Origin of the sequence: Mesorhizobium kowhaii (genome assembly GCF_003253745.1) — a bacterium.
Taxonomy (GTDB): domain Bacteria; phylum Pseudomonadota; class Alphaproteobacteria; order Rhizobiales; family Rhizobiaceae; genus Mesorhizobium; species Mesorhizobium kowhaii.
Window position 1 is genome coordinate 250,539 of sequence record NZ_MZXV01000032.1, and the last position, 18,875, is coordinate 269,413.

Here is an 18,875-nt window from a genome sequence, read left to right on the forward strand (position 1 = left end):
AAGCACTTCGCAGGAGCCTGCCCGTGAACAAGCATCAAACCGACAATGCGAACGCCACCGCGTTCCCCGTCGACACCATCCGCGCCATGTTTCCAGCCCTGCAGCGGGCCGGCGATTTCATCTTCATGGACAATGCCGCCGGTGCGCAGATCCCGCAAAGCGTGCTCGACGCGGTGACCAACCATCTGGTTTCGCACAATGTGCAGCGCGGCGGCCGCTATGGCCGCAGCGTCACCGTCGACCAGTCGGTCGCCGATGCGCGCGAGAGCGTGGCGTTGCTGATCAATGCCACCAGCCCGGCCGAAATCTGCTTCGGCATGAACGCCACCTCGTTCATCCGCCTGGTCAGCCTCGGCATCGGTCAGATGCTTTCCAAACATCCAGATGAGGGGCGCGACGAGATTGTCATCACCGACATGGACCACGATGCCAACATCGCCACCTGGCTGGCGCTGGAGTCCGCCGGCGCCAAGTTCAAATGGTGGCGGATGCGCGAGGACGGCAATCTGCATGTCGACGATCTGCGGCCGCTGGTTTCCGACCGCACCCGCCTCGTCGCCTGCACGGTCACGGCGCATTCGATCGGCTCGATCGTCGACGTCGCTTCCGTTGCGGGGATCGCCCACGCGGCCGGCGCGGAGGTGTTCCTCGACTGCGTGCATTACGGGCCGCACGGGCTGATCGACGTGCAGGCCTGGGACTGCGACTACCTCGTCTGTTCCGGTTACAAGAATTTCTCGCCGCATATGGGCTTCCTGTGGGGCCGCTTCGAAACGCTGAAGCGGCTGCCGACCTTCCGCGAGGATTTCATCCCCGACGAGCCACCCTACAAGGTTGAGGCCGGCACCTTCATCTACGAGAACGTCTCGGGCATGGATGCGGCCGTGCAGTATCTCGAACTGATCGGCCGCAATCTCGCGCCATCCAACAACCGCTCGCGCCGCGACAACATCGTCGCCGGCATGGGCGCCATCCGCGACTATGAGCTGGTGCTGGCGCGCGAGATGCTCGCCGTGCTCAAGGATTGCGGCGCGACGATCTACGGCGTTGCCGACGAAGCCCGCATCACCGAACGCGTACCGACCTTCTGCTTCAACATCGGCAAGCTGTCCCCGCAAAGGATCGTCGAGGAAATGGCCGACATGCAGATCGGCATCCGCGACGGCCACATGTACGCGCCGCGGCTGATGAAGCGGCTCAACCTCTCGATGGGCAGCGGCGCCATCCGCGCCTCGCTGGTCCATTACAACACTGTCGAAGAGGTCAGGCGCTTCGGCGAGGCGCTGCGCGCCATCATCGCCAAGCTGTCGTAAGCGGCTTGGCCTAAAGCGCGTCGCGTCGAAACGGATTCATGCGACGCGCTTTAAGTCTTTGTTTCCATGCATGTCGTTGCCTCAAAACCGGGGCCAATTTTTGAGCGACATGAATTAGGGTGTGTTGAGAGTCAGGTCAGGCCGAGTCGAGAATGGTGGCTTCCGAGAACCGGAGCGGAGCGTACTTAAAGTACGTGAGCACCGGAAGCGCAGGAACCCGCCATTCGCAGGCCGGCCTCACCTGAATATCGACACGCCCGGTCAGGCGGCCTTCTTTTTGGCCAGCCTCGCCTTGATCGAGGCGACGTCGGCGCGTGGCGTCGCCGCGAAAAGCGTCCTGGTGTAGCTGTGCTTGGGGTCGGCGAAGACCTCCTCGCGCGAGCCGTATTCGACCGCCTCGCCGAAATACATCACCATCACATCGTCGGCGATATAGCGCACCACGGACAGGTCGTGGCTGATGAAGACATAGGTCAGCTGGAACTCGTCCTGCAGGTCGGCGAGCAGGTTCAGCACCTGCGCCTGCACCGACAGATCGAGCGCCGAGACCGGCTCGTCGAGCACGAGCAGGCTTGGGTTGAGCATCAGCGCGCGGGCAATGGCGATGCGCTGCCGCTGGCCACCCGAGAACATGTGCGGATAGCGGTTGTAGTGCTCGGGTCCGAGACCGACCTTCTTCAGCATCTTCATGGCCAGGTCGCGCCGCTCGGCGGCCGGCTTGTCGGTGTTGATCAGCAGCGGTTCGCCGAGCACGTCGCCGATCTTCTGGCGCGGATTGAGCGATCCGTAGGGGTTCTGGAAGACGATCTGCACCTTGCGGCGCATTTCCTTCGTCAATCCGTTCTTGGCGATGTCGACCTTGTTGCCGTCGATGAACAGCTCGCCTGATGTTGCCGGATCGATCAGCGTGATGATGCGGGCAAGCGTCGACTTGCCACAGCCGCTTTCGCCGACGATGGCCAGCGTCTTGCCCTTGTCGACGCTGAAGGAGACGCCCTTGACCGCGTGCACCGTGCGCTGGCCGCGGAACAGGCCGCCACCGATATGGTAGTCGCGCACGATGTTCTTGCCTTCTACGACCTTGATGCTCATGCGGCGGCTCCCGAGGGCGCCGGCTCGAAGAGCATGTCGGACACTGTTGGTAGCCGGTCGCCGACGGCATTTTCCGGCAGCGCCGACAAAAGCGCGCGCGTGTAATTACTCTTCGGCGATTCAAACAGCGACAACACGTCGGCCTCTTCCATCTTGCGGCCCTTGTACTGGACGATGACACGGTCGGCGGTCTCGGCCACCACGCCCATATTGTGGGTGATCATGATCAGGCCCATGCCGTATTTAGCCTGCAGCGAGACCAGCAGATCGAGGATCTGTTTCTGGATGGTGACGTCGAGCGCCGTCGTCGGCTCGTCGGCAATCAGCAGCTTCGGATTGCAGGCAATGGCGATGGCGATCATGACGCGCTGGCACTGGCCGCCCGACATCTGGTGCGGGAACGAATTCAGCCGGTCGGCCGGCTCAGAAATGCCGACCTGCTGCAGAAGTTCGATGGCGCGGGCCCGGCGCTGCGCACCGTCCATACCCATATGGAAACGCAGCACCTCCTCGATCTGGAAGCCGATGGTGAAGCAGGGATTGAGGCTGGCCATCGGCTCCTGGAAGATCATCGACATGTCCTTACCGACGATCTTGCGGCGGTCGGCCGGGCTCATCTTCAGGAGATCGCGGCCATTGAAGCTCATGCGGTCGGCGGTGACCGTGGCCGTCCACGGCAGCAGGCCCATCACCGCCAGCATCGAGACCGACTTGCCGGAGCCGGATTCACCGACGATGGCCAGCACTTCGCGCTCGTCGACATGCAGCGAGACGCCGTCGACCGCCCGGAACGAACCTGACGCGGTCTGGAATTCGACGACGAGATTCTGGATCTCGAGCAGCGCCATCACGATCTCCTCAGTTTCGGATCGAGCGCGTCGCGCAGACCGTCGCCGATCAGATTGATGGCGAGCACGGTGATCAGGATCGCAAGGCCGGGGAAGGTCACCACCCACCAGGCGCGCAGGATGAATTCACGCGCCGAAGCGAGCATCGTGCCCCATTCCGGCGTCGGCGGCTGTGCACCGAGGCCGAGGAAGCCGAGGGCAGCCGCTTCGAGAATGGCGTTGGAGAACGACAAGGTGCCCTGGACGATCAGCGGTCCCAGGCAATTCGGCAGGATGGTGCGAAGCATCAGCCTGATATGGCCGGCGCCGGCAACCTTTGCCGCCACGACATATTCGCGGCTCTTCTCCGCCATCACGGCAGCGCGCACCAGCCGTGCGAAATGCGGCTGCAGGACAAGCGCAATAGCCAGCATCGCATTGAACAGGCCCGGGCCAAGGATGGTGACCAGGACGAGCGCCAGGAGCAGCGACGGGAACGCCAGGATGAGGTCCATCAAGCGCATGATCGCCACGTCGACCCAGCCGCGAAAATAGCCGGCCAGCAGACCGAGCGTGATGCCGCCGGTGAGCGCCAGCGTGACCACGACCGCGCCGATGAGCAGCGAAAAGCGCGCGCCGTAGAGCAGGCGCGAAAGGATGTCGCGGCCGACCGGATCGGTGCCGAGCAGATATTGCGCGCTGCCGCCGGCCTGCCAGGCCGGAGGCCTCAGAAACGCGGTCTTGTCCTGAATGTCGGGAGCATGGGGCGCGAGCAGCGGCGCAAACAGCGCCGCCAGCACCAGCAGGATGAAGACGAACAGGCCGATTACGGCGCCACGATTGACCGAGAAATAGTGCCAGAAGGTCCTGAAGCCGGTCAGGCGGTCAGGGTTGCCGGCGGCCATTGGGGCGATTTCGGTCGACTGGCTCATCACGCGGCCCGTATGCGCGGGTTGATGACGGCGTAGAGCACGTCGACGATGAGGTTCACGGCCATGACGATGAGGGCGATCAAAAGCAAACCTGACTGCACGACGACATAGTCGCGCTTGAAGATGGAATCGACCATCCACTTGCCGATGCCCGGCCAGGCAAAGATGGTTTCGGTGAGGATGGCGCCGGCAAGCAGCGTGCCGACCTGCAGGCCGATGGTGGTGACCACAGGGATGAGCGCATTGCGCAACGCATGCAGGCCGACCACCCTCGACGGCGACAGGCCCTTGGCGCGCGCCGTGCGGACATAGTCCTCACCGAGAACTTCCAGCATGGCCGAACGCGTCTGGCGGGCGATCACCGCCAGCGGAATGGTGCCGAGCACGATCGCCGGCAGCACCAGGTGGCTCAACGCCGAGCGGAACGCATCCCATTTGCCATAGAGTAAGGTATCAATGGTCATGAAGCCGGTGATCGGCTTGAAGAAGAACTGCAGGCCGATGCGGCCCGAAACCGGTGTCCAGCCGAGGTAGCCGGAGAAGAAGATGATCAGCAGCAGGCCCCACCAGAAGATCGGCATGGAATAGCCGACGAGCGCCGTGCCCATGAGCGACTGATCGAACCACGAGCCGCGCTTGACCGCCGCGAAGATGCCGGCTGGAATGCCGAGCACCATGGCGAAAATCATGGCGAAGAACGACAGTTCCATCGTTGCCGGAAAGAGGATCTTGAACTCTTCCATCACCGGGCGCTTGGACGAGATCGAGACCCCGAAATCACCGGTCACGACCTCACCGACATAGCGTGCATATTGCTGCCAGATTGGCAGATTGTAGCCGAACTGTTCCTTGAGCTCCTCGTAACGCGCCGGCGCCACGCCGTGTTCGCCGGCCATGGCAAGGATGGGATCGCCAGGCAGCAGTCTGACGAAGGCGAAGGCACAGATGGTGATGCCGACAAGCGTCGGGATCAAAAGTGCAATTCTGTGGAGTATATATTTGAGCATGGCGAAGGGGGCGGCGCTCTATGGCGCCGCCCCACTCAATTTCTTATTCGGCTTTGTCGACGCCGTCGAAGCGGTGAATGCCGAGCGGGTCCATCATGAACCCGCTGACATTCTTGCGCACGACTGCGTAGACTTGGCTATGTGCCAGCAGGAAGGCCGGAGCCTGCTTCTGGAAGACCACCTGCGCCTGTTCGTAAAGCTTGGTGCGTTCAGCCTGGTCACTGGTCTTCTTGGCCTTCTGGATCAGGTCCTCGAAGTCCTTGTCGCACCAGCTCGAGTAGTTGGAGACACCGATGGCGGAGCAGGCGAACAGGGTGGCGAAGAAGTTGTCCGGATCGCCATTGTCGCCGGTCCAGCCGATCTGGAAGGCGCCGGGACGGTCCTTCTTCTTGCCCTCAGAGCGATACTTGGTCCACTCGTAGTTGACGATCTCAGCCTTGACGCCGACCTTGGCCCAGTCGGCCTGGATCAGTTCGGCGGCACGCTGGAAGTTCGGGTTGTAGGGACGAACGCGATCGGAAGCCCAAAGCTGGATTTCCGTCAGCCCGGCAGCGGCCAGCACCTTCTTGGCCGCTTCCGGATCGTAGGAATCGGACTTCACATCCTTGTCCCACGACCACATGGTCGGCGGGATCAGGTTTACGGCCGGCGTGGCGCCCGCATCCTGGAACAGCGACTTGATCAGCGATTCCCGATCGATGGCCTGATTGAGTGCATGGCGCACCTCAGGCTTGTCGAGTGGCGGGATGGTGGTGTTGTAGCTCATGTAGCCGATGTTCAGGCCGGCCTGATCCATCAGGGTCACGTCCTGGCTGGCCTTGATCGTGCCGATGTCGGCAGGATTCGGATAGGGCGCGATGTCGCATTCGCCGGCAAGCACCTTCTGGATGCGCGCGGTCGCGTCAGGGGTGATGGCGAAGACGAGATCGTCGATCTTCTCCTTGCCCTTGAAATAGTCCGAGTTGGCCGCATAGCGGATGACCGAATCCAGCTGGTAATCGACGAACTGGAACGGACCGGTGCCGATCGGCTTGGTGGAGAAATCGGCCATCTTGCCGGACTTCTCCAGCTGGTCGGCATATTCCTTCGACACGATCGAGGCGAAGTCCATGCCGAGATTGGCCAGCATCGGTGCATTCGGCTCTGTCAGCGTCAGCTTGACGGTCAGGTCGTCGACCTTTTCCCACTTGGCGACGTATTTCGGCATGTCCATGCCGGTGTAGTAGTCCCAGGTCAGGTTGGGCAGATACTTGTCACCGTTCCAGGGATTCGCCTTGTTGAACTGACGATCGAACGAGAAGACCACGTCATCCGCATTGAGGTCGCGGGTCGGCTTGAAAAAATCGGTGGTCTGGAACTTAACGCCCGGATGCAGGTGGAAGGTATAGACCAGGCCGTCGTCGGAGATTTCCCACTTGTCGGCGAGACCGGGCTCGACCTCGGTGCCGCCATGCTTGAATTCGACCAAGCGCGAATAGACGGTACGCGACGAGGCATCGAAGTCGTTGCCGCCCGTCGTCGTACCCGGATCAAAATTGGCCGGCGACGCTTCCGAGCAATAGACAAGCGTCTTTGCATTGGCCATGCCGCCCAGGACGCTTGCGGCCAGCAACGCGGCCGCAAAAGCGAGTTTCTTTTTCATTGAGCACTCCCTGATGTTCTTCCAAGCCCCTCTATCAGGCTCGCGAAGCGCGCATATAAGCACCGTTTTTCCGGCTTTGGAACACCCCGTTTGCTTACCCCGCGGGAAGCAGGAAAAAAATCCGCGATTTTGCTAAATGGCAGAAAAAATTAGCAGTTTTTTCCATTCACGGGATTATTAACGACCGCATTTTTTTATTGATCGCCGATCTGGCGATATCGACGCCGCGCCGGCCTTCGCCCGGCCGAGGGTGCGGCAGGATACCGGCTCGCAATGTCGTCGGCAGGAAAGATTTTCGGCGGCAAATCTTTCGCCGCCTTGCCGCAAGGGCAAGACTTGCACCGCCGCCGATAGAGGCAATACATAGATGATAATCCAGGCAGCAGTGGAGGACGTCTCTGTCAATTCGGGGGCGAGCGCGGCACGGACGAACAAGAATTATCCAGGGAGGAACGGGTGGCAAAAGCATCAAAGACGATGGCGCCGGTGAAAGCGGGAGCCAAGGCGGCGCCCAAGGCAGCCGCCGCCGCGGTCAAGCCGAAAGCGCCCGTTGCCAAAGCCGCCGCGGCCAAGCCGAAGGCGGCCACCGTACCCGTGAAGGCAAGCACAAAGCCGGCGGTCAAAGCCCCGGCCAAGCCTGCCGCCGGAAAGACGACGTCCGCGGCAAAGCCCGCCACTGCCAAGCCCGCCACTGCCAAGCCCGTCACTGCCAAGGCCGCCGCCGCCGAGCCGGTGGCGGCGGCTGCAGCGGCGAAGGCCCCACCGGCAGCGAAGCCGGCCGTGGCCTCGCGATTGCCGAAGGTGCTGACGGCGCTTGCAGCCGGCCTGCCGGAAAAGCCATGGCTCAAAAGCTATCCGAAAAGCGTACCAGCTGAAATCGGCGCCTTGCCCTACAGCTCGATCGGCGATTTCCTGGTCGCCGCCTGCAAGCAATTTTCCGCCCAGCCCGCCTTCACCTGTATGGACAAGTCTATCAGCTATGCCGATGTCGAACGGCTGTCGGCGGCCTTCGGCGCATTTCTGCAATCGAAGGGACTGAAAAAGGGCGCACGCGTTGCCCTGATGATGCCCAACGTGCTGCAATACCCGGTGGCGATGATGGCCGTCTTGCGCGCCGGCTATGTCGTGGTGAACATCAATCCGCTCTACACGCCGCGTGAATTGGAACATCAGCTTAAGGATTCCGGCGCACAAGCCATCGTCATCCTGGAGAATTTCGCCAACACCTTGCAGGCGGTGATCGCCAGGACGGCGGTCAAGCATGTCGTGGTCGCCGCGATGGGCGACATGCTCGGCGGACTGAAGGGCACGATCGTCAATTTCGTCGTGCGCCGGGTGAAGAAAATGGTGCCGGCATGGTCGCTGCCCGGCCATGTCAAGTTCAACGCCGCCGTGAAGGCCGGCGGCGGCGTGGGCTTCAAGCCAGCCAAGGTGGCGGCCGACGATGTCGCCTTCCTGCAATATACGGGCGGCACCACGGGCGTCTCGAAGGGTGCAACGCTGCTGCACAGCAACGTGCTGGCCAATGTCGTGCAGAACGCGCAGTGGATGGAAGACGCCTATACGATCAAGCCGAAACCGGCGCATCCGAACTTTATCTGCGCCCTGCCGCTCTATCATATCTTCGCGCTGACGGTGAACGCGCTGATGGGCATGCAGCAAGGTGCGCGCAATGTGCTCATTCCCAACCCGCGCGATATTCCCGGCTTCGTCAAGGAACTGCAGAAATATCCGATCCACATCTTTCCGGGCTTGAACACGCTGTTCAACGCACTGCTCAACAATGAGGACTTCCGCAAGCTCGACTTCAAGCCGCTGGTGCTGACGCTGGGCGGCGGCATGGCGGTGCAGAAGGGCGTCGCCGAACGCTGGAAGGCGCTGACGGGCTGTCCGGTGACCGAAGGCTACGGGCTGTCGGAAACCTCGCCGGTGGCCACCGCCAACAAGTTCAGCGCCAGCGACTTCACCGGCACCATCGGCCTGCCGCTGCCGTCGACGGAGATCGCCATCCGCGACGACGACGGCAACAATCTGCCGCTCGGCGAGGTCGGCGAAATCTGCATCCGGGGGCCGCAAGTGATGGCGGGCTACTGGAACCGGCCGGACGAGACCGCCAAGGTGATGACCAAGGACGGCTATTTCAAATCCGGCGACATGGGCTTCATGGACGAGCGCGGCTACACCAAGATCGTCGACCGCAAGAAGGACATGATCCTGGTCTCGGGCTTCAACGTCTATCCGAACGAGCTCGAGGAAGTGGTGGCGATGCATCCGGGCGTGCTCGAAGTGGCGGCGATCGGCGTGCCGGACGAGCATTCGGGCGAAGTGCCGAAGCTGTTCGTCGTCAAGAAGGATCCGGCGCTGACCGCAGAGGCGCTTATCGCCTTTTGCCGCGAGAACCTGACCGGCTACAAGCGGCCCAAATACATCGAATTCAGGACCGAACTGCCGAAGACGCCGGTCGGCAAGATCCTGCGGCGGGCGCTGCGCGAATGACGGCAGCCGACGGCCTGGGCGCCGTAGATGCACCTTGCCGTCCTGACCCGACTGAGTTCATCAGGGCGAACATGCGTATCGCCCCGGTGCCGTCGCTTCCCGAGATCAGGCTTTATACGGCTCATCCGGCGAGCGGCCTGAGGCGGCTTACCGATCCGAAGCAAAGCTCCGACGCTGACGACGACACGGTCGAGGCGGACGAAGATGGACCCGAGCCGCAGCCGCCCTACTGGGCCTATACCTGGGCCGGCGGCGCCGTGCTTGCGCGCTATATACTCGACCATCCGCAAACCGTGGCCGGTCGCCGCGTGCTCGACCTCGGCGCCGGTTCCGGCCTTGTCGGCATTGCCGCGGCCAAGGCCGGGGCGAGCGCGGTGATCGCCGCCGAGATAGACCGCAACGGCGTTGCCGCTCTCGCTCTCAACGCGGCGGCGAACGGCGTCGCGATGTCGGTCATGGCGCAGGATATTACCGGCGGACCGCCGCCCACGGTCGATGTCGTGACCGCCGGCGACGTCTTTTATGGACAGGACGTCGCCGACCGCGTCATGCCTTTCCTCGAGCGCTGCCTTGGCGCCGGTATCGAGGTTCTGGTCGGCGACCCGGGCCGCGCCTATCTGCCACGCCAGCGGCTGCGCCTGCTTGCCGAATACCAGGTGCCGGATTTCGGCCAGACGAAAGACAGCGCGCCGAAGAGCGGTGTCTTTCGTTTCGAGGGTATATCCGGCCGCTAGATCGTTTCCTTGACCCGTGCCGAAAGGAAGTCCGGCAGATCGGCAACGGAGTCCAGGATGACGTCAGCGATCCCGGCCAGCGATTCGCGGGTGCCGGTGCCGGAGAGCACGCCGATCGCCAGCCCGCAGCCGCCGGCCCTTGCCATTTCGAGATCATGGCGGTTGTCGCCGACCATGGCGATCGCCGATGGCGGCAAGCCGGTGAGATCGCTGAAGGCCAGGATGGTGTCGGGCGCCGGCTTCGGATTGGCGACCGCGTCGTAGCCATAGGCTGCGTCGAACAGCTGGGCGACGCCGAGCGTCACCAGCGTCTTTTCCGCGCCGCTGGTCGAATCGTTGGTGGCGACGCCAAGCCGGTAGGATTTCCTGTGCAGGGCAGTGAGCGTCTCGACGACGCCCGGCAGCGCCACCGCCATTGCCGACCCCTGCACCGAGGTGATCTCGTTGAAGCGGGCGACGGCAAGCATCTGGTCTTCGTCGGACAGCCGCGGAAACCACAGCTCGACGACATCCATGTTGGTGCCCGAGGCAAAGATCGAATCGGGCTTGAAGCGTCTGTTGGCGAAATCGAAGCCGGCCGCGGCCAGCAGCCTGTCGGCTTTCCAGCGATCGCCGTCGGACGCATCCATGGCCATGAAATCGGCAATGCCAAGCCAGGTCGCGTTGAAGTCGACAAGTGTCCCGTCCTTGTCGAACAATATTCCCTTGATGTCTGCCAAACTCTTCACTCCGATCCACGCAAATGCTGGATGTATCCCACCAGGCCAGCGGTCGAGGCATCCCGCTTCGCGGCACTTTCCTTGCCCTCCACGACAGGCAAGAGGCCGGTGGCCAGTTCCTTGCCGAGCTCGACGCCCCACTGGTCGAAGGAGTTGATGTTGAACAGCGTTCCCTCGACGAAGACGCGATGCTCGTAGAGCGCGATCAGCCGACCGAAGGTGCTCGGGTCGAGCTTGCGGTAAAGGATGGTCATCGAGGGCCGGTTGCCGGAGAAGACGCGGTGCGGGGCGATCTTGTCGACCTCGGCCGGCTTCATGCCCTTGGCCAGCATCTGGGCGCGTGCCTCCTCCAGCGTGCGGCCCTTCATCAACGCTTCCGACTGCGCCAGGCAGTTGGCGAGCAGCAGATCATGCTGATGCTTGAGGTCCGGCTCGTGGCCGACGGCCGCGGCGAGGAATTCGACCGGGATGAAATCTGTGCCCTGGTGCAGCAGCTGGAAGAAGGCATGCTGGCCGTTGGTGCCGGGCTCGCCCCAGACCAACGGTCCGGTCGGCGTCGTCACCGCCACGCCTTCGAGGGTGACGCTCTTGCCGTTCGATTCCATGTCGAGCTGCTGCAGATAGGCCGGCAGCCGGGACAGGCGCTGGTCATAGGGGATGACGGCGCGCGCCGGGTATCCGCAGATCACGCGATGCCACCAGCCGACCAGCCCCAGCAGCACCGGCAGGTTCTCCTGCACGGGCGCGGTGCGGAAATGCTCGTCCATCTCGTGCGCGCCATCGAGGAAGGCGCGAAAATTCCGCGGGCCGACGGCGATCATCACCGGCAGGCCGATAGCACCCCAGAGCGAATAGCGGCCGCCGACCCAGTCCCAGAAGCCGAAGACGCGGTCGGCCGCGATGCCGAACCTGGCCACCAGGTCGAGCGCGGTCGAGACGGCGGCAAAATGCTTGCCGACCGCTTCCTTGCCGAGTGCTTCCTGGACCCATTTGCGCGCCGTCTCGGCATTGGTCATCGTCTCGACAGTGGTGAAGGTCTTGGAGGCGATGATGAAAAGCGTGGTTTCGGCCGACAGGCCCTTCAGCGTGTCGTGGATATGGGCGCCGTCGATGTTGGAGACGTAATGCGCGCGCGGCCCATCGTGATAGGGCGCCAGCGCCAGCGTCGCCATGGCCGGGCCGAGATCGGAGCCGCCGATGCCGATGTTGACGATGTCGGTGATCTTCTTGCCGGTGGCGCCGGCCGCCTTGCCGGAGCGCACGGCATCGGCAAAGGCGCCCATCGCGTCGAGCACGGCAGTGACGTCCGCCTTGACGTCCTGGCCATCGACGGTGACGCCCTTGCCGGTCAGGTTGCGCAGCGCCGTGTGCAGCACGGCGCGGTCTTCGGTGACGTTGATCTTCTTGCCGGCGAACATCGCCGCCCGGCGACCGTCGAGATCGGCTGCCTTGGCGAGCTTGTCCAGCAGATCCATGGTGACCGCGTCGACCGCGCATTTCGACCAGTCGAGCAAAAGGTCGCCGTCGGTGGCGGAGAACGTCTTGAACCGCTGCGGATCGGCGACGAAGGCCTGGCGCATGCTGGCTGGCGCCGCGGCGCGATGATCGCGCAAGGCGGCGAGCTGTTTCTGGAAGGCTGACTGATCCACTGGCGGGACTCCTGGCGTTTTCGACGCACCATATCAGACCGGATGTTTCCGGCGCGTGTCGTCGCGCCAAAACTAGTGAGCCGAATTCTGTCCGGTCAATACGGAGGCGATGACGCGAATCGTCACGCGGGCGATGACGCAATCGCCACGCGGCGATGACGTACCCGCGTCACGCGGTGGGCGCAGTGCTGGATTTTCCGCCGAAGGATCACTGGCATAAATCCCAACGATCAGAAAAATTGATTGGCGCAACCCCTTGTGCCACCGTTACATTCGACTGGTCCAGCCAAGCGAAAAAAGCTGGCCATCGAGGAACATCTTCCATGCCACAGCGAAACGACACGGCGATATGGTCCGGCCTGTTCCGGATTTCGGCCGAATCCGGCCAGACCCTGCAGGCACAGATCCGCCAAGCCATCGTGGCCGCCATTCTCGACCGCCAGATCGCTGCTTCGATGCCGCTTCCTTCCTGCCGGATCCTGGCCGAAAAACTCGGCGTGGCGCGCGGAACCGTGGTGCTGGCCTTCCAGCAGCTCGTCGACCAAGGCTTCCTGGTGGCACGCGAGCGGCGCGGTCATTTCGTCAATCCCGATGTGCTGGCAACACCGGCCAAGCCGCACCAGAAGGCGCCCGACCAGGCCAACGAGATCGACTGGAAGGCACGCCGCAAGATCGCCGCCAGCGACATGCCGCCACCGGCCAAGCACGAGAACTGGATCAAGTCGTCCTACCCCTTCGTCTACGGCCAATTCGACCCGGCGCTGTTCCCGACCGCCGAGTGGCGTGAGTGCAACCGCATGGCGCTTGCCGTGCTCGAAATCCGCAACTGGGCGTCCGACATGGTCGATCGCGACGATCCACTGCTGATCGAGCAGATCCAGGCGCGGCTGTTGCCCAGGCGCGGCATCTTCGCCAATCCCGACGAGATCATAGTCACGCTGGGCGCCCAGAACGCGCTCTATATGCTGGCGACGCTGCTGATGAGCAAGGGCTCCAAGGTGGCGATGGAGGACCCCGGCTACCCCGACGCACGCTCGATCTTCCGCCTTGCGGGCGCCGACATACAGCCGGTGCCTGTAGACCAGTCCGGCATCGTAACCGCTTCTATTGCTAATGATTCCGGGTTCGTCTTCGTCACGCCCAGCCATCATTGCCCGACCATGGTGCCATTGTCGGCGGAACGAAGGCAGGATCTCCTGGCGCGGGCCAACCGCTACAACCAGATCATCATCGAGGACGGCTATGACAGCCAGCTTCTCGACGAGGCGCCGCAGCAGGCGCTGAAGAGCCTCGACCGCTCCGGCCGCGTCGTCTATGTCGGCTCGATGTCGAAGACGCTGGCTCCGGGCCTGCGGCTCGGCTACATCGTCGCTTCGGCTGGACTAATCTCCGAACTCAGGGCGCTGCGCCGCTTCATGCTGCGTCATCCGCCGGCCAACAACCAGCGCGCCGTCGCGCTGTTCCTGTCGCTTGGCCACCACGAGGCACTGGTGCGGCGGCTGTCGAGTGCCTTCGACGAGCGGCGCAAGCGCCTGGTCCATGCGATTTCCGCTTTCCTGCCGGAATGGCGTTCGACCGATTCGGCCGGCGGCACATCGCTGTGGCTCGAAGGGCCGCGCGGCACCGATGCGCGCGGACTGGCCGAGGCCGCCGCCTCGCGCAGCGTCATCATCGAGCCGGGCGACCGTTTCTTCGATCGCACTGAAAAGCCTTCACGTTTCATGCGGCTGGGCATTTCCTCGATCGCGTTGCAGCACATCGAGCCAGGCATCCGCGAACTGGCTACCGCCGCCGGACGCAGGCCGGCCGCCGCCTGATCCATCGCCCGACCCCTTGGTCGGAGCCGCACAGCGTGGCTCCGACTCCATTAGCCCTGGCATATGCAACCGGACCGTCTGGCTCATAGGCTGGGCCAATGCCGGCGGCATAGTCGGGGCACAAAGGGGAAGAAGCAGCCGATGGTGGACCAACCGCCGCGCCCTGCTTCTCGGAAAGGTGGAGTGTCTTCCATGTCAGTTCTTGAAAAGCAGGAAGCGGCGGCGGATCAGCGTTCGCGCCGCTCCGGCGGGCGCGAAGCGCGCCGCGCCATGCGGGCGGCACCGTTGGCCGACGACATCAAGCCGGTGCGCGCCGGCCTCGAAGGCGGCAGCTACGGACCGCTGACCCAGAACGACCAGGAACGCATCCACGAGGCTGTGCTAACCCTGTTGGAAACGGTTGGCTTCGCCAATGCCATTCCCTCCTGCATCGAAGCACTGACCGAGGCCGGCGCCAGCTATGGCGACGATGGCCGCGTCCGCTTCCCCCGCGCTCTCGTGCTCGACACGATCAAGAAAGCGGCACGGCATTTCACGCTGCACGGCCAGGACCCCAAGCACGACATGCTGATCAAGGGCAAGCGCGTGCATTACGGCACGGCGGGCGCTGCCGTGCATCTGGTCGATGTCGAGAAGCGCGAATACCGCGAGTCGCTGCTGCAGGACATCTATGACGCCGCCCGCCTCGTCGAAGGGCTCGACAACATCCATTTCTTCCAGCGGCCGATGGTGCCGCGCGACATTCCCGATCCGCTCGATATGGATTTCAACACGCTCTATGCCTGCGTGATGGGCACATCGAAGCATGTCGGCACCTCCTTCACGGTGCGCGAGAACGTGCAGCCGGCGCTCGAAATGCTCTATGCCATTGCCGGCGGCGAGGAGAATTTCCGCGCCCGGCCGTTCGTCTCGAACTCCAACTGCTTCGTCGTGCCGCCGATGAAATTCGCCGAGGACGCCTGCGGCGTGCTCGAAGCCTGCGTCGAAGGCGGCATCCCGATCCTCTTGCTGTCAGCCGGACAGGCCGGTGCCACGGCCCCGGCGGCGATTGCCGGCGCGGTGGTGCAGGCGGTGGCCGAAGTGCTGGCCGGTCTCGTCTATGTCAACGCCATCAAGCCGGGGCATCCGGCGATCTTCGGCACCTGGCCGTTCGTGTCGGATCTCAGGACCGGCGCCATGTCGGGCGGTTCGGCCGAGCAGGCGGTGCTGACCTCGGCCTGCGCGCAGATGGCGCAGTTCTACGACCTGCCGGGCGGCTCGGCCGCCGGCATGACGGATTCGAAACTGCCCGACATCCAGTCCGGCTATGAAAAGGGCATCACCGATGTGATGGCCGGCCTTGCCGGGCTCAACCTGGTCTACGAATCGGCCGGCATGCACGCCTCGCTGCTCGGTTTCTGCCTGGAAAGCCTGATCATCGACAATGACATGCTCGGCCACTGCCTGCGCTGCGTGCGCGGCATCGAGGTGACCGACGAGGCATTGTCGATCGACACCATCACCGATGTCTGCCTGAAGGGTCCGGGCCACTATCTCGGCAACGAGCAGACGCTGCGGCTGATGCAGACCGAATATTTCTATCCGGCCGTCGGCGACCGCTTTTCGCCCAAGGAATGGAACGAGAAGGGCCGGCCCGACATCCTGCAGCGGGCGATCATCGAGAAGAAACGCGTGCTTGCCGAGCGCTTTCCGCGCCATGTGCCCAAGCTGATCGACGACAGACTGCGCGCCCGCTTTGGCGAGATGATCAAGCTGCCGCGCGGCAGCATGGGCGGGTAGGCCTTCGCAAAACAATCAGTCCGCGTTGAGCCCATAGCGCTCGACGACTGCGGCACTGATCAGCTTGGCGTGCAGTGTCATCAGCACGATTTGCGCATCGAAACTGTCGCCGGTTTCAAGGGCGGCCTCGATCCGGCGCTCTGCATCCAGCCTGTTCCGAAGACCATTGGATCGCTCGAAGGCTTCCGGTCCGGCGATGCAATAGCTGAACAGTCGCGCCACGTCTGGATAGGCTTGGGCTGGCGGCTCGTCGGGCCAGCGATCCTTCATCAGATTGACGATGGTGAGTTTTACGCCCTCCGGCACAAGGGCGGGATGAAGGTCAGCGCCGCGCAATGCCGCATCGAGCTGTCTCAAGTCGCCCGAGCGGCCGAACATTCCGAGGAAGCCGAGGGAAGAGCGTCGTCCCGCCATGATGTTCCAATCCGTTTCCAACCACTTAGGTGGTTGGCAAGCGGAATACAAAGCAGTGACTTGACGTGCGTCGCGTCGAAACGCATTCACGCGACGCGCTTTAGGTCTCTTGTCGTTGTGCCTGTCAGCCACTCGCCGCCAGCAGCAAGACACCGGCAAGAGCAGACCCGGCAAGCGTCGGCAGCATGCCGATTTTCAGCTTCAGGACGGCGATCATGGTGGCGCAGGAAAGCAGCGCAGCGCGCCAGTCGATCGACGAAAACACCGGCACATTCATGCCGAGGCCCAGCGCGTGCACCTCACGGAAAATGACGTGCAAGGCAAACCAAAGAGCCAGATTCGTGATCACCCCGACAACAGCGGCGGTGATCGCGCCAAGTGCTGCCGACAAGGCCTTGTTGCCGCGCAGGGCCTCGATATAGGGCGCGCCGAGGAATATCCAGAAGAAGCAGGGCGTGAACGTAACCCACAGGGTCAGCAACGCCCCCAGCGATCCGGCAAGCAGCGGGTCCAGCGAGCCAGAGTGGCGGAAGGCGGCGATGAAGCCAACGAACTGCAACACCAGGATGAGCGGACCCGGCGTCGTTTCGGCAAGCCCAAGACCGTCGACCATTTCGCCGGGGGCGAGCCAGCCGAAGGACTGGACGGCTGCCTGGGCGACATAGGCAAGCACCGCATAGGCGCCGCCGAAGGTGACGACCGCCATGAGACTGAAGAACCGGCCTATCTCGGTCCAGACGCTTGCAGAGCCGGTAAGCCACCAGATCAGCAGAACAGGCCCAAACCAGATCGGCAGCCAGATCGCAATCGTGCGTGGCGCATGCCATTTCGTCGGCCTGAGGTGGGCCAACTCGCCGCGCTCGAACATCAGGTCGACCGCTCCCTTGATGTCGGCAACATCGTCCTTGCCATGTGCCGAGCCGGAAAACAGCGCCGGAGCAATGCGGTTTCCCAGCCATCCTGTCAGGCCCGCGAGCAGGATGATGAGCGGGAACGGCACATTCAACGCATAGATGGCGATGAAAGCCGAGACCGCGATCGACACCATGACCCGGTTCTTCAGGGCACGCCGTCCGATCCGGATCACCGCCTGGATGACAATGGCAAGCACCGCCGCCTTCACCCCGAAAAACAGAGCCTCGACGAGCGGCACGTCGCCATAGAGCACGTAGAGGCTGCTCAGGACGAGCATGACGAGCGCGCCCGGTACGACGAACAGGATGCCGGCGACAAGGCCGCCGATCGTCCTGTGCAGCAGCCAACCGATATAGATGGCGAGTTGCTGGGCCTCGGGGCCAGGCAGCAGCATGCAGTAGTTCAGCGCATGCAGGAAACGCTGCTCGCCGATCCAGCGCCGCTCCTCGACCAGTTCCTTGTGCATCAATGCGATCTGCCCGGCCGGCCCGCCGAAGCTGAGCAGTCCGATTTTTGCCCAGAGCTTCATGGCTTCGGAGAAGGTCGGTGCAGCCGGCGGCTGGACCACCGCATCTTGCGAGACAAGCGCGCTCATGACGGTTTACCCGCGCCTGCACTGGGCCAGTTGTGCGTTTCTTCCGTGGCGTCGCGACACCAACGGAAGAACGCATCGTAGAGCAGCATACCTGCTTCCAGTTGTTCCAGATCGTCGCGAAACATGCGCGACAGGCCAAGCGAAGCAGCCAGGAAGCCGGCAGCCTGGGGAACAAGGTCGAGGCTTGCGGTATCGGCCGCACGCACGATCAGGGCAAGGCGATCGAGCGCCTCGGATTCCAGCCCGAACTCCTCGATCATCGTGTCGAAGGTGCAGCGTTCGCCGCGATGGCTCCAGAACACATTGTCGATGTCGAAAGGCACGGCCTGGAAGCGATCGGCCACGGCAGGCACTTCGGCCGGCTCGACAAACAGAAAGATCGCGTGAGGATCGACGAAACGTCGGATCAGCCAGGGGCAAGCGATCCGATCCACCTTTGGGCGGGCTCGCGTCACCCACACCGTGCGGCCCTTTTCGTCGCGCGAAGGCAAGGCGTCGGTGCGGACCAGAAGCCCCTTTGCATCGCGCCAGGCTTCGAACCCACCGTCGAGGCTTTCGGCGGAAATGCCCTCATGGCGCAGCCATGCGGCGACACCTTGCGAGAGTTTCAGCCCTTTCTGGCAAACGACCGCCACCGATTGGCCGGTGAACGCCGGTGCCCAGGTCGAAACGGTTTTGAAATCGCGCCGGCTCGAAGCCGGCAGCAGGCGCGGATCAGCGTCGAAGTCTTCATCGATACGGACATCGATGATGACAGGCGCGCCTGGCAGACCGATCAGACGGGATAGTTGCGATACGGTAATAGCGGTTGTTGACGGCATGGCGTCCACCTCCTGGAAAGAGAAGCTTGGACGCGAACGTTGGGCTGACGCCTCACGGGGTCGTCGCGATGCACCCCTTGCCATCATGGTGGATACATCGCGCGGGCTTGTCAAGGATCGTGA

At 63.2% G+C, this 18,875-nt stretch carries 15 protein-coding genes; 5 read left to right on the forward strand and 10 right to left on the reverse strand.

Translation table 11 applies throughout. From position 1 onward, the window contains the following. The first annotated feature begins 23 nt into the window (after positions 1 to 23). Positions 24 to 1,313: a cysteine desulfurase-like protein gene (locus tag B5V02_RS14050; RefSeq protein ID WP_111544759.1), complete on the forward strand. Its 1,290-nt coding sequence runs from the start codon at positions 24 to 26 to the stop codon at positions 1,311 to 1,313. A 261-nt stretch (positions 1,314 to 1,574) separates the two neighbouring features. Here B5V02_RS14050 and B5V02_RS14055 read toward each other — a convergent pair whose 3' ends face one another. From B5V02_RS14055 to B5V02_RS14075, 5 genes are read right to left on the reverse strand one after another with little or no spacing between them, the layout of a single operon-like run. After that, a complete protein-coding gene (locus B5V02_RS14055; RefSeq protein ID WP_111544760.1) occupies positions 1,575 to 2,405 on the reverse strand; it encodes a dipeptide ABC transporter ATP-binding protein in 831 nt (276 codons plus the stop codon). Beyond that, positions 2,402 to 3,253, reverse strand: a complete 852-nt coding sequence (locus tag B5V02_RS14060; protein ID WP_111544761.1) for an ABC transporter ATP-binding protein — start codon at positions 3,251 to 3,253, stop codon at positions 2,402 to 2,404. Before B5V02_RS14060 ends, B5V02_RS14055 begins: the two co-directional genes overlap by 4 nt. Then, the gene (locus B5V02_RS14065) at positions 3,253 to 4,137 is read right to left on the reverse strand and encodes an ABC transporter permease subunit (RefSeq protein ID WP_245445963.1); all 885 of its coding nucleotides are present in this window, start codon (positions 4,135 to 4,137) and stop codon (positions 3,253 to 3,255) included. The genes B5V02_RS14060 and B5V02_RS14065 overlap by 1 nt, the downstream gene beginning before the upstream one ends. 26 nt (positions 4,138 to 4,163) lie before the next feature. Beyond that, positions 4,164 to 5,171, reverse strand: coding sequence for an ABC transporter permease subunit (locus tag B5V02_RS14070; protein ID WP_111544763.1), 1,008 nt, complete (start codon positions 5,169 to 5,171; stop codon positions 4,164 to 4,166). 43 nt (positions 5,172 to 5,214) lie between these two features. Then, a complete protein-coding gene (locus B5V02_RS14075) occupies positions 5,215 to 6,813 on the reverse strand; it encodes an ABC transporter substrate-binding protein (RefSeq protein ID WP_111544764.1) in 1,599 nt (532 codons plus the stop codon). A gap of 456 nt (positions 6,814 to 7,269) precedes the next feature. Between B5V02_RS14075 and B5V02_RS14080 the strand changes: the two genes are divergently transcribed. Both B5V02_RS14080 and B5V02_RS14085 read left to right on the forward strand, forming a co-directional pair. Then, a complete protein-coding gene (locus tag B5V02_RS14080; RefSeq protein WP_111544765.1) occupies positions 7,270 to 9,309 on the forward strand; it encodes a long-chain fatty acid--CoA ligase in 2,040 nt (679 codons plus the stop codon). Beyond that, entirely contained in the window at positions 9,306 to 10,043 is a 738-nt protein-coding gene (locus B5V02_RS14085; RefSeq protein WP_111544766.1) for a class I SAM-dependent methyltransferase, read from the forward strand. Before B5V02_RS14080 ends, B5V02_RS14085 begins: the two co-directional genes overlap by 4 nt. Here B5V02_RS14085 and B5V02_RS14090 read toward each other — a convergent pair. Both B5V02_RS14090 and pgi read right to left on the reverse strand, forming a co-directional pair. After that, complete coding sequence (locus B5V02_RS14090) at positions 10,040 to 10,762, reverse strand: HAD family hydrolase (RefSeq protein WP_111545391.1); 723 nt, start codon at positions 10,760 to 10,762, stop codon at positions 10,040 to 10,042. The genes B5V02_RS14085 and B5V02_RS14090 overlap by 4 nt on opposite strands. A 5-nt stretch (positions 10,763 to 10,767) precedes the next feature. Next, entirely contained in the window at positions 10,768 to 12,411 is a 1,644-nt protein-coding gene (gene pgi / locus B5V02_RS14095) for a glucose-6-phosphate isomerase (protein WP_111544767.1), read from the reverse strand. 323 nt (positions 12,412 to 12,734) lie between these two features. On the opposite strand from pgi, the gene pdxR reads away from it, so the two are divergent. Together pdxR and B5V02_RS14105 are read left to right on the forward strand one after the other, a co-directional pair. Next, positions 12,735 to 14,228: a MocR-like pyridoxine biosynthesis transcription factor PdxR gene (pdxR, locus tag B5V02_RS14100; RefSeq protein WP_111544768.1), complete on the forward strand. Its 1,494-nt coding sequence runs from the start codon at positions 12,735 to 12,737 to the stop codon at positions 14,226 to 14,228. 192 nt (positions 14,229 to 14,420) lie between these two features. Further along, positions 14,421 to 16,007: a trimethylamine methyltransferase family protein gene (locus tag B5V02_RS14105; protein WP_111544769.1), complete on the forward strand. Its 1,587-nt coding sequence runs from the start codon at positions 14,421 to 14,423 to the stop codon at positions 16,005 to 16,007. A gap of 15 nt (positions 16,008 to 16,022) precedes the next feature. Here B5V02_RS14105 and B5V02_RS14110 read toward each other — a convergent pair whose 3' ends face one another. The 3 genes from B5V02_RS14110 to B5V02_RS14120 all read right to left on the reverse strand — a co-directional run bounded on the left by B5V02_RS14110 (position 16,023) and on the right by B5V02_RS14120 (position 18,752). Continuing rightward, positions 16,023 to 16,421 (reverse strand): hypothetical protein, encoded by a 399-nt coding sequence (locus tag B5V02_RS14110; RefSeq protein ID WP_111545392.1) that lies wholly within the window; start codon positions 16,419 to 16,421, stop codon positions 16,023 to 16,025. A gap of 124 nt (positions 16,422 to 16,545) precedes the next feature. Beyond that, entirely contained in the window at positions 16,546 to 17,931 is a 1,386-nt protein-coding gene (gene chrA, locus B5V02_RS14115; protein ID WP_111544770.1) for a chromate efflux transporter, read from the reverse strand. Further along, the gene (locus B5V02_RS14120) at positions 17,928 to 18,752 is read right to left on the reverse strand and encodes a chromate resistance protein ChrB domain-containing protein (protein ID WP_111544771.1); all 825 of its coding nucleotides are present in this window, start codon (positions 18,750 to 18,752) and stop codon (positions 17,928 to 17,930) included. The genes chrA and B5V02_RS14120 overlap by 4 nt, the downstream gene beginning before the upstream one ends. Positions 18,753 to 18,875 lie beyond the last annotated feature (123 nt).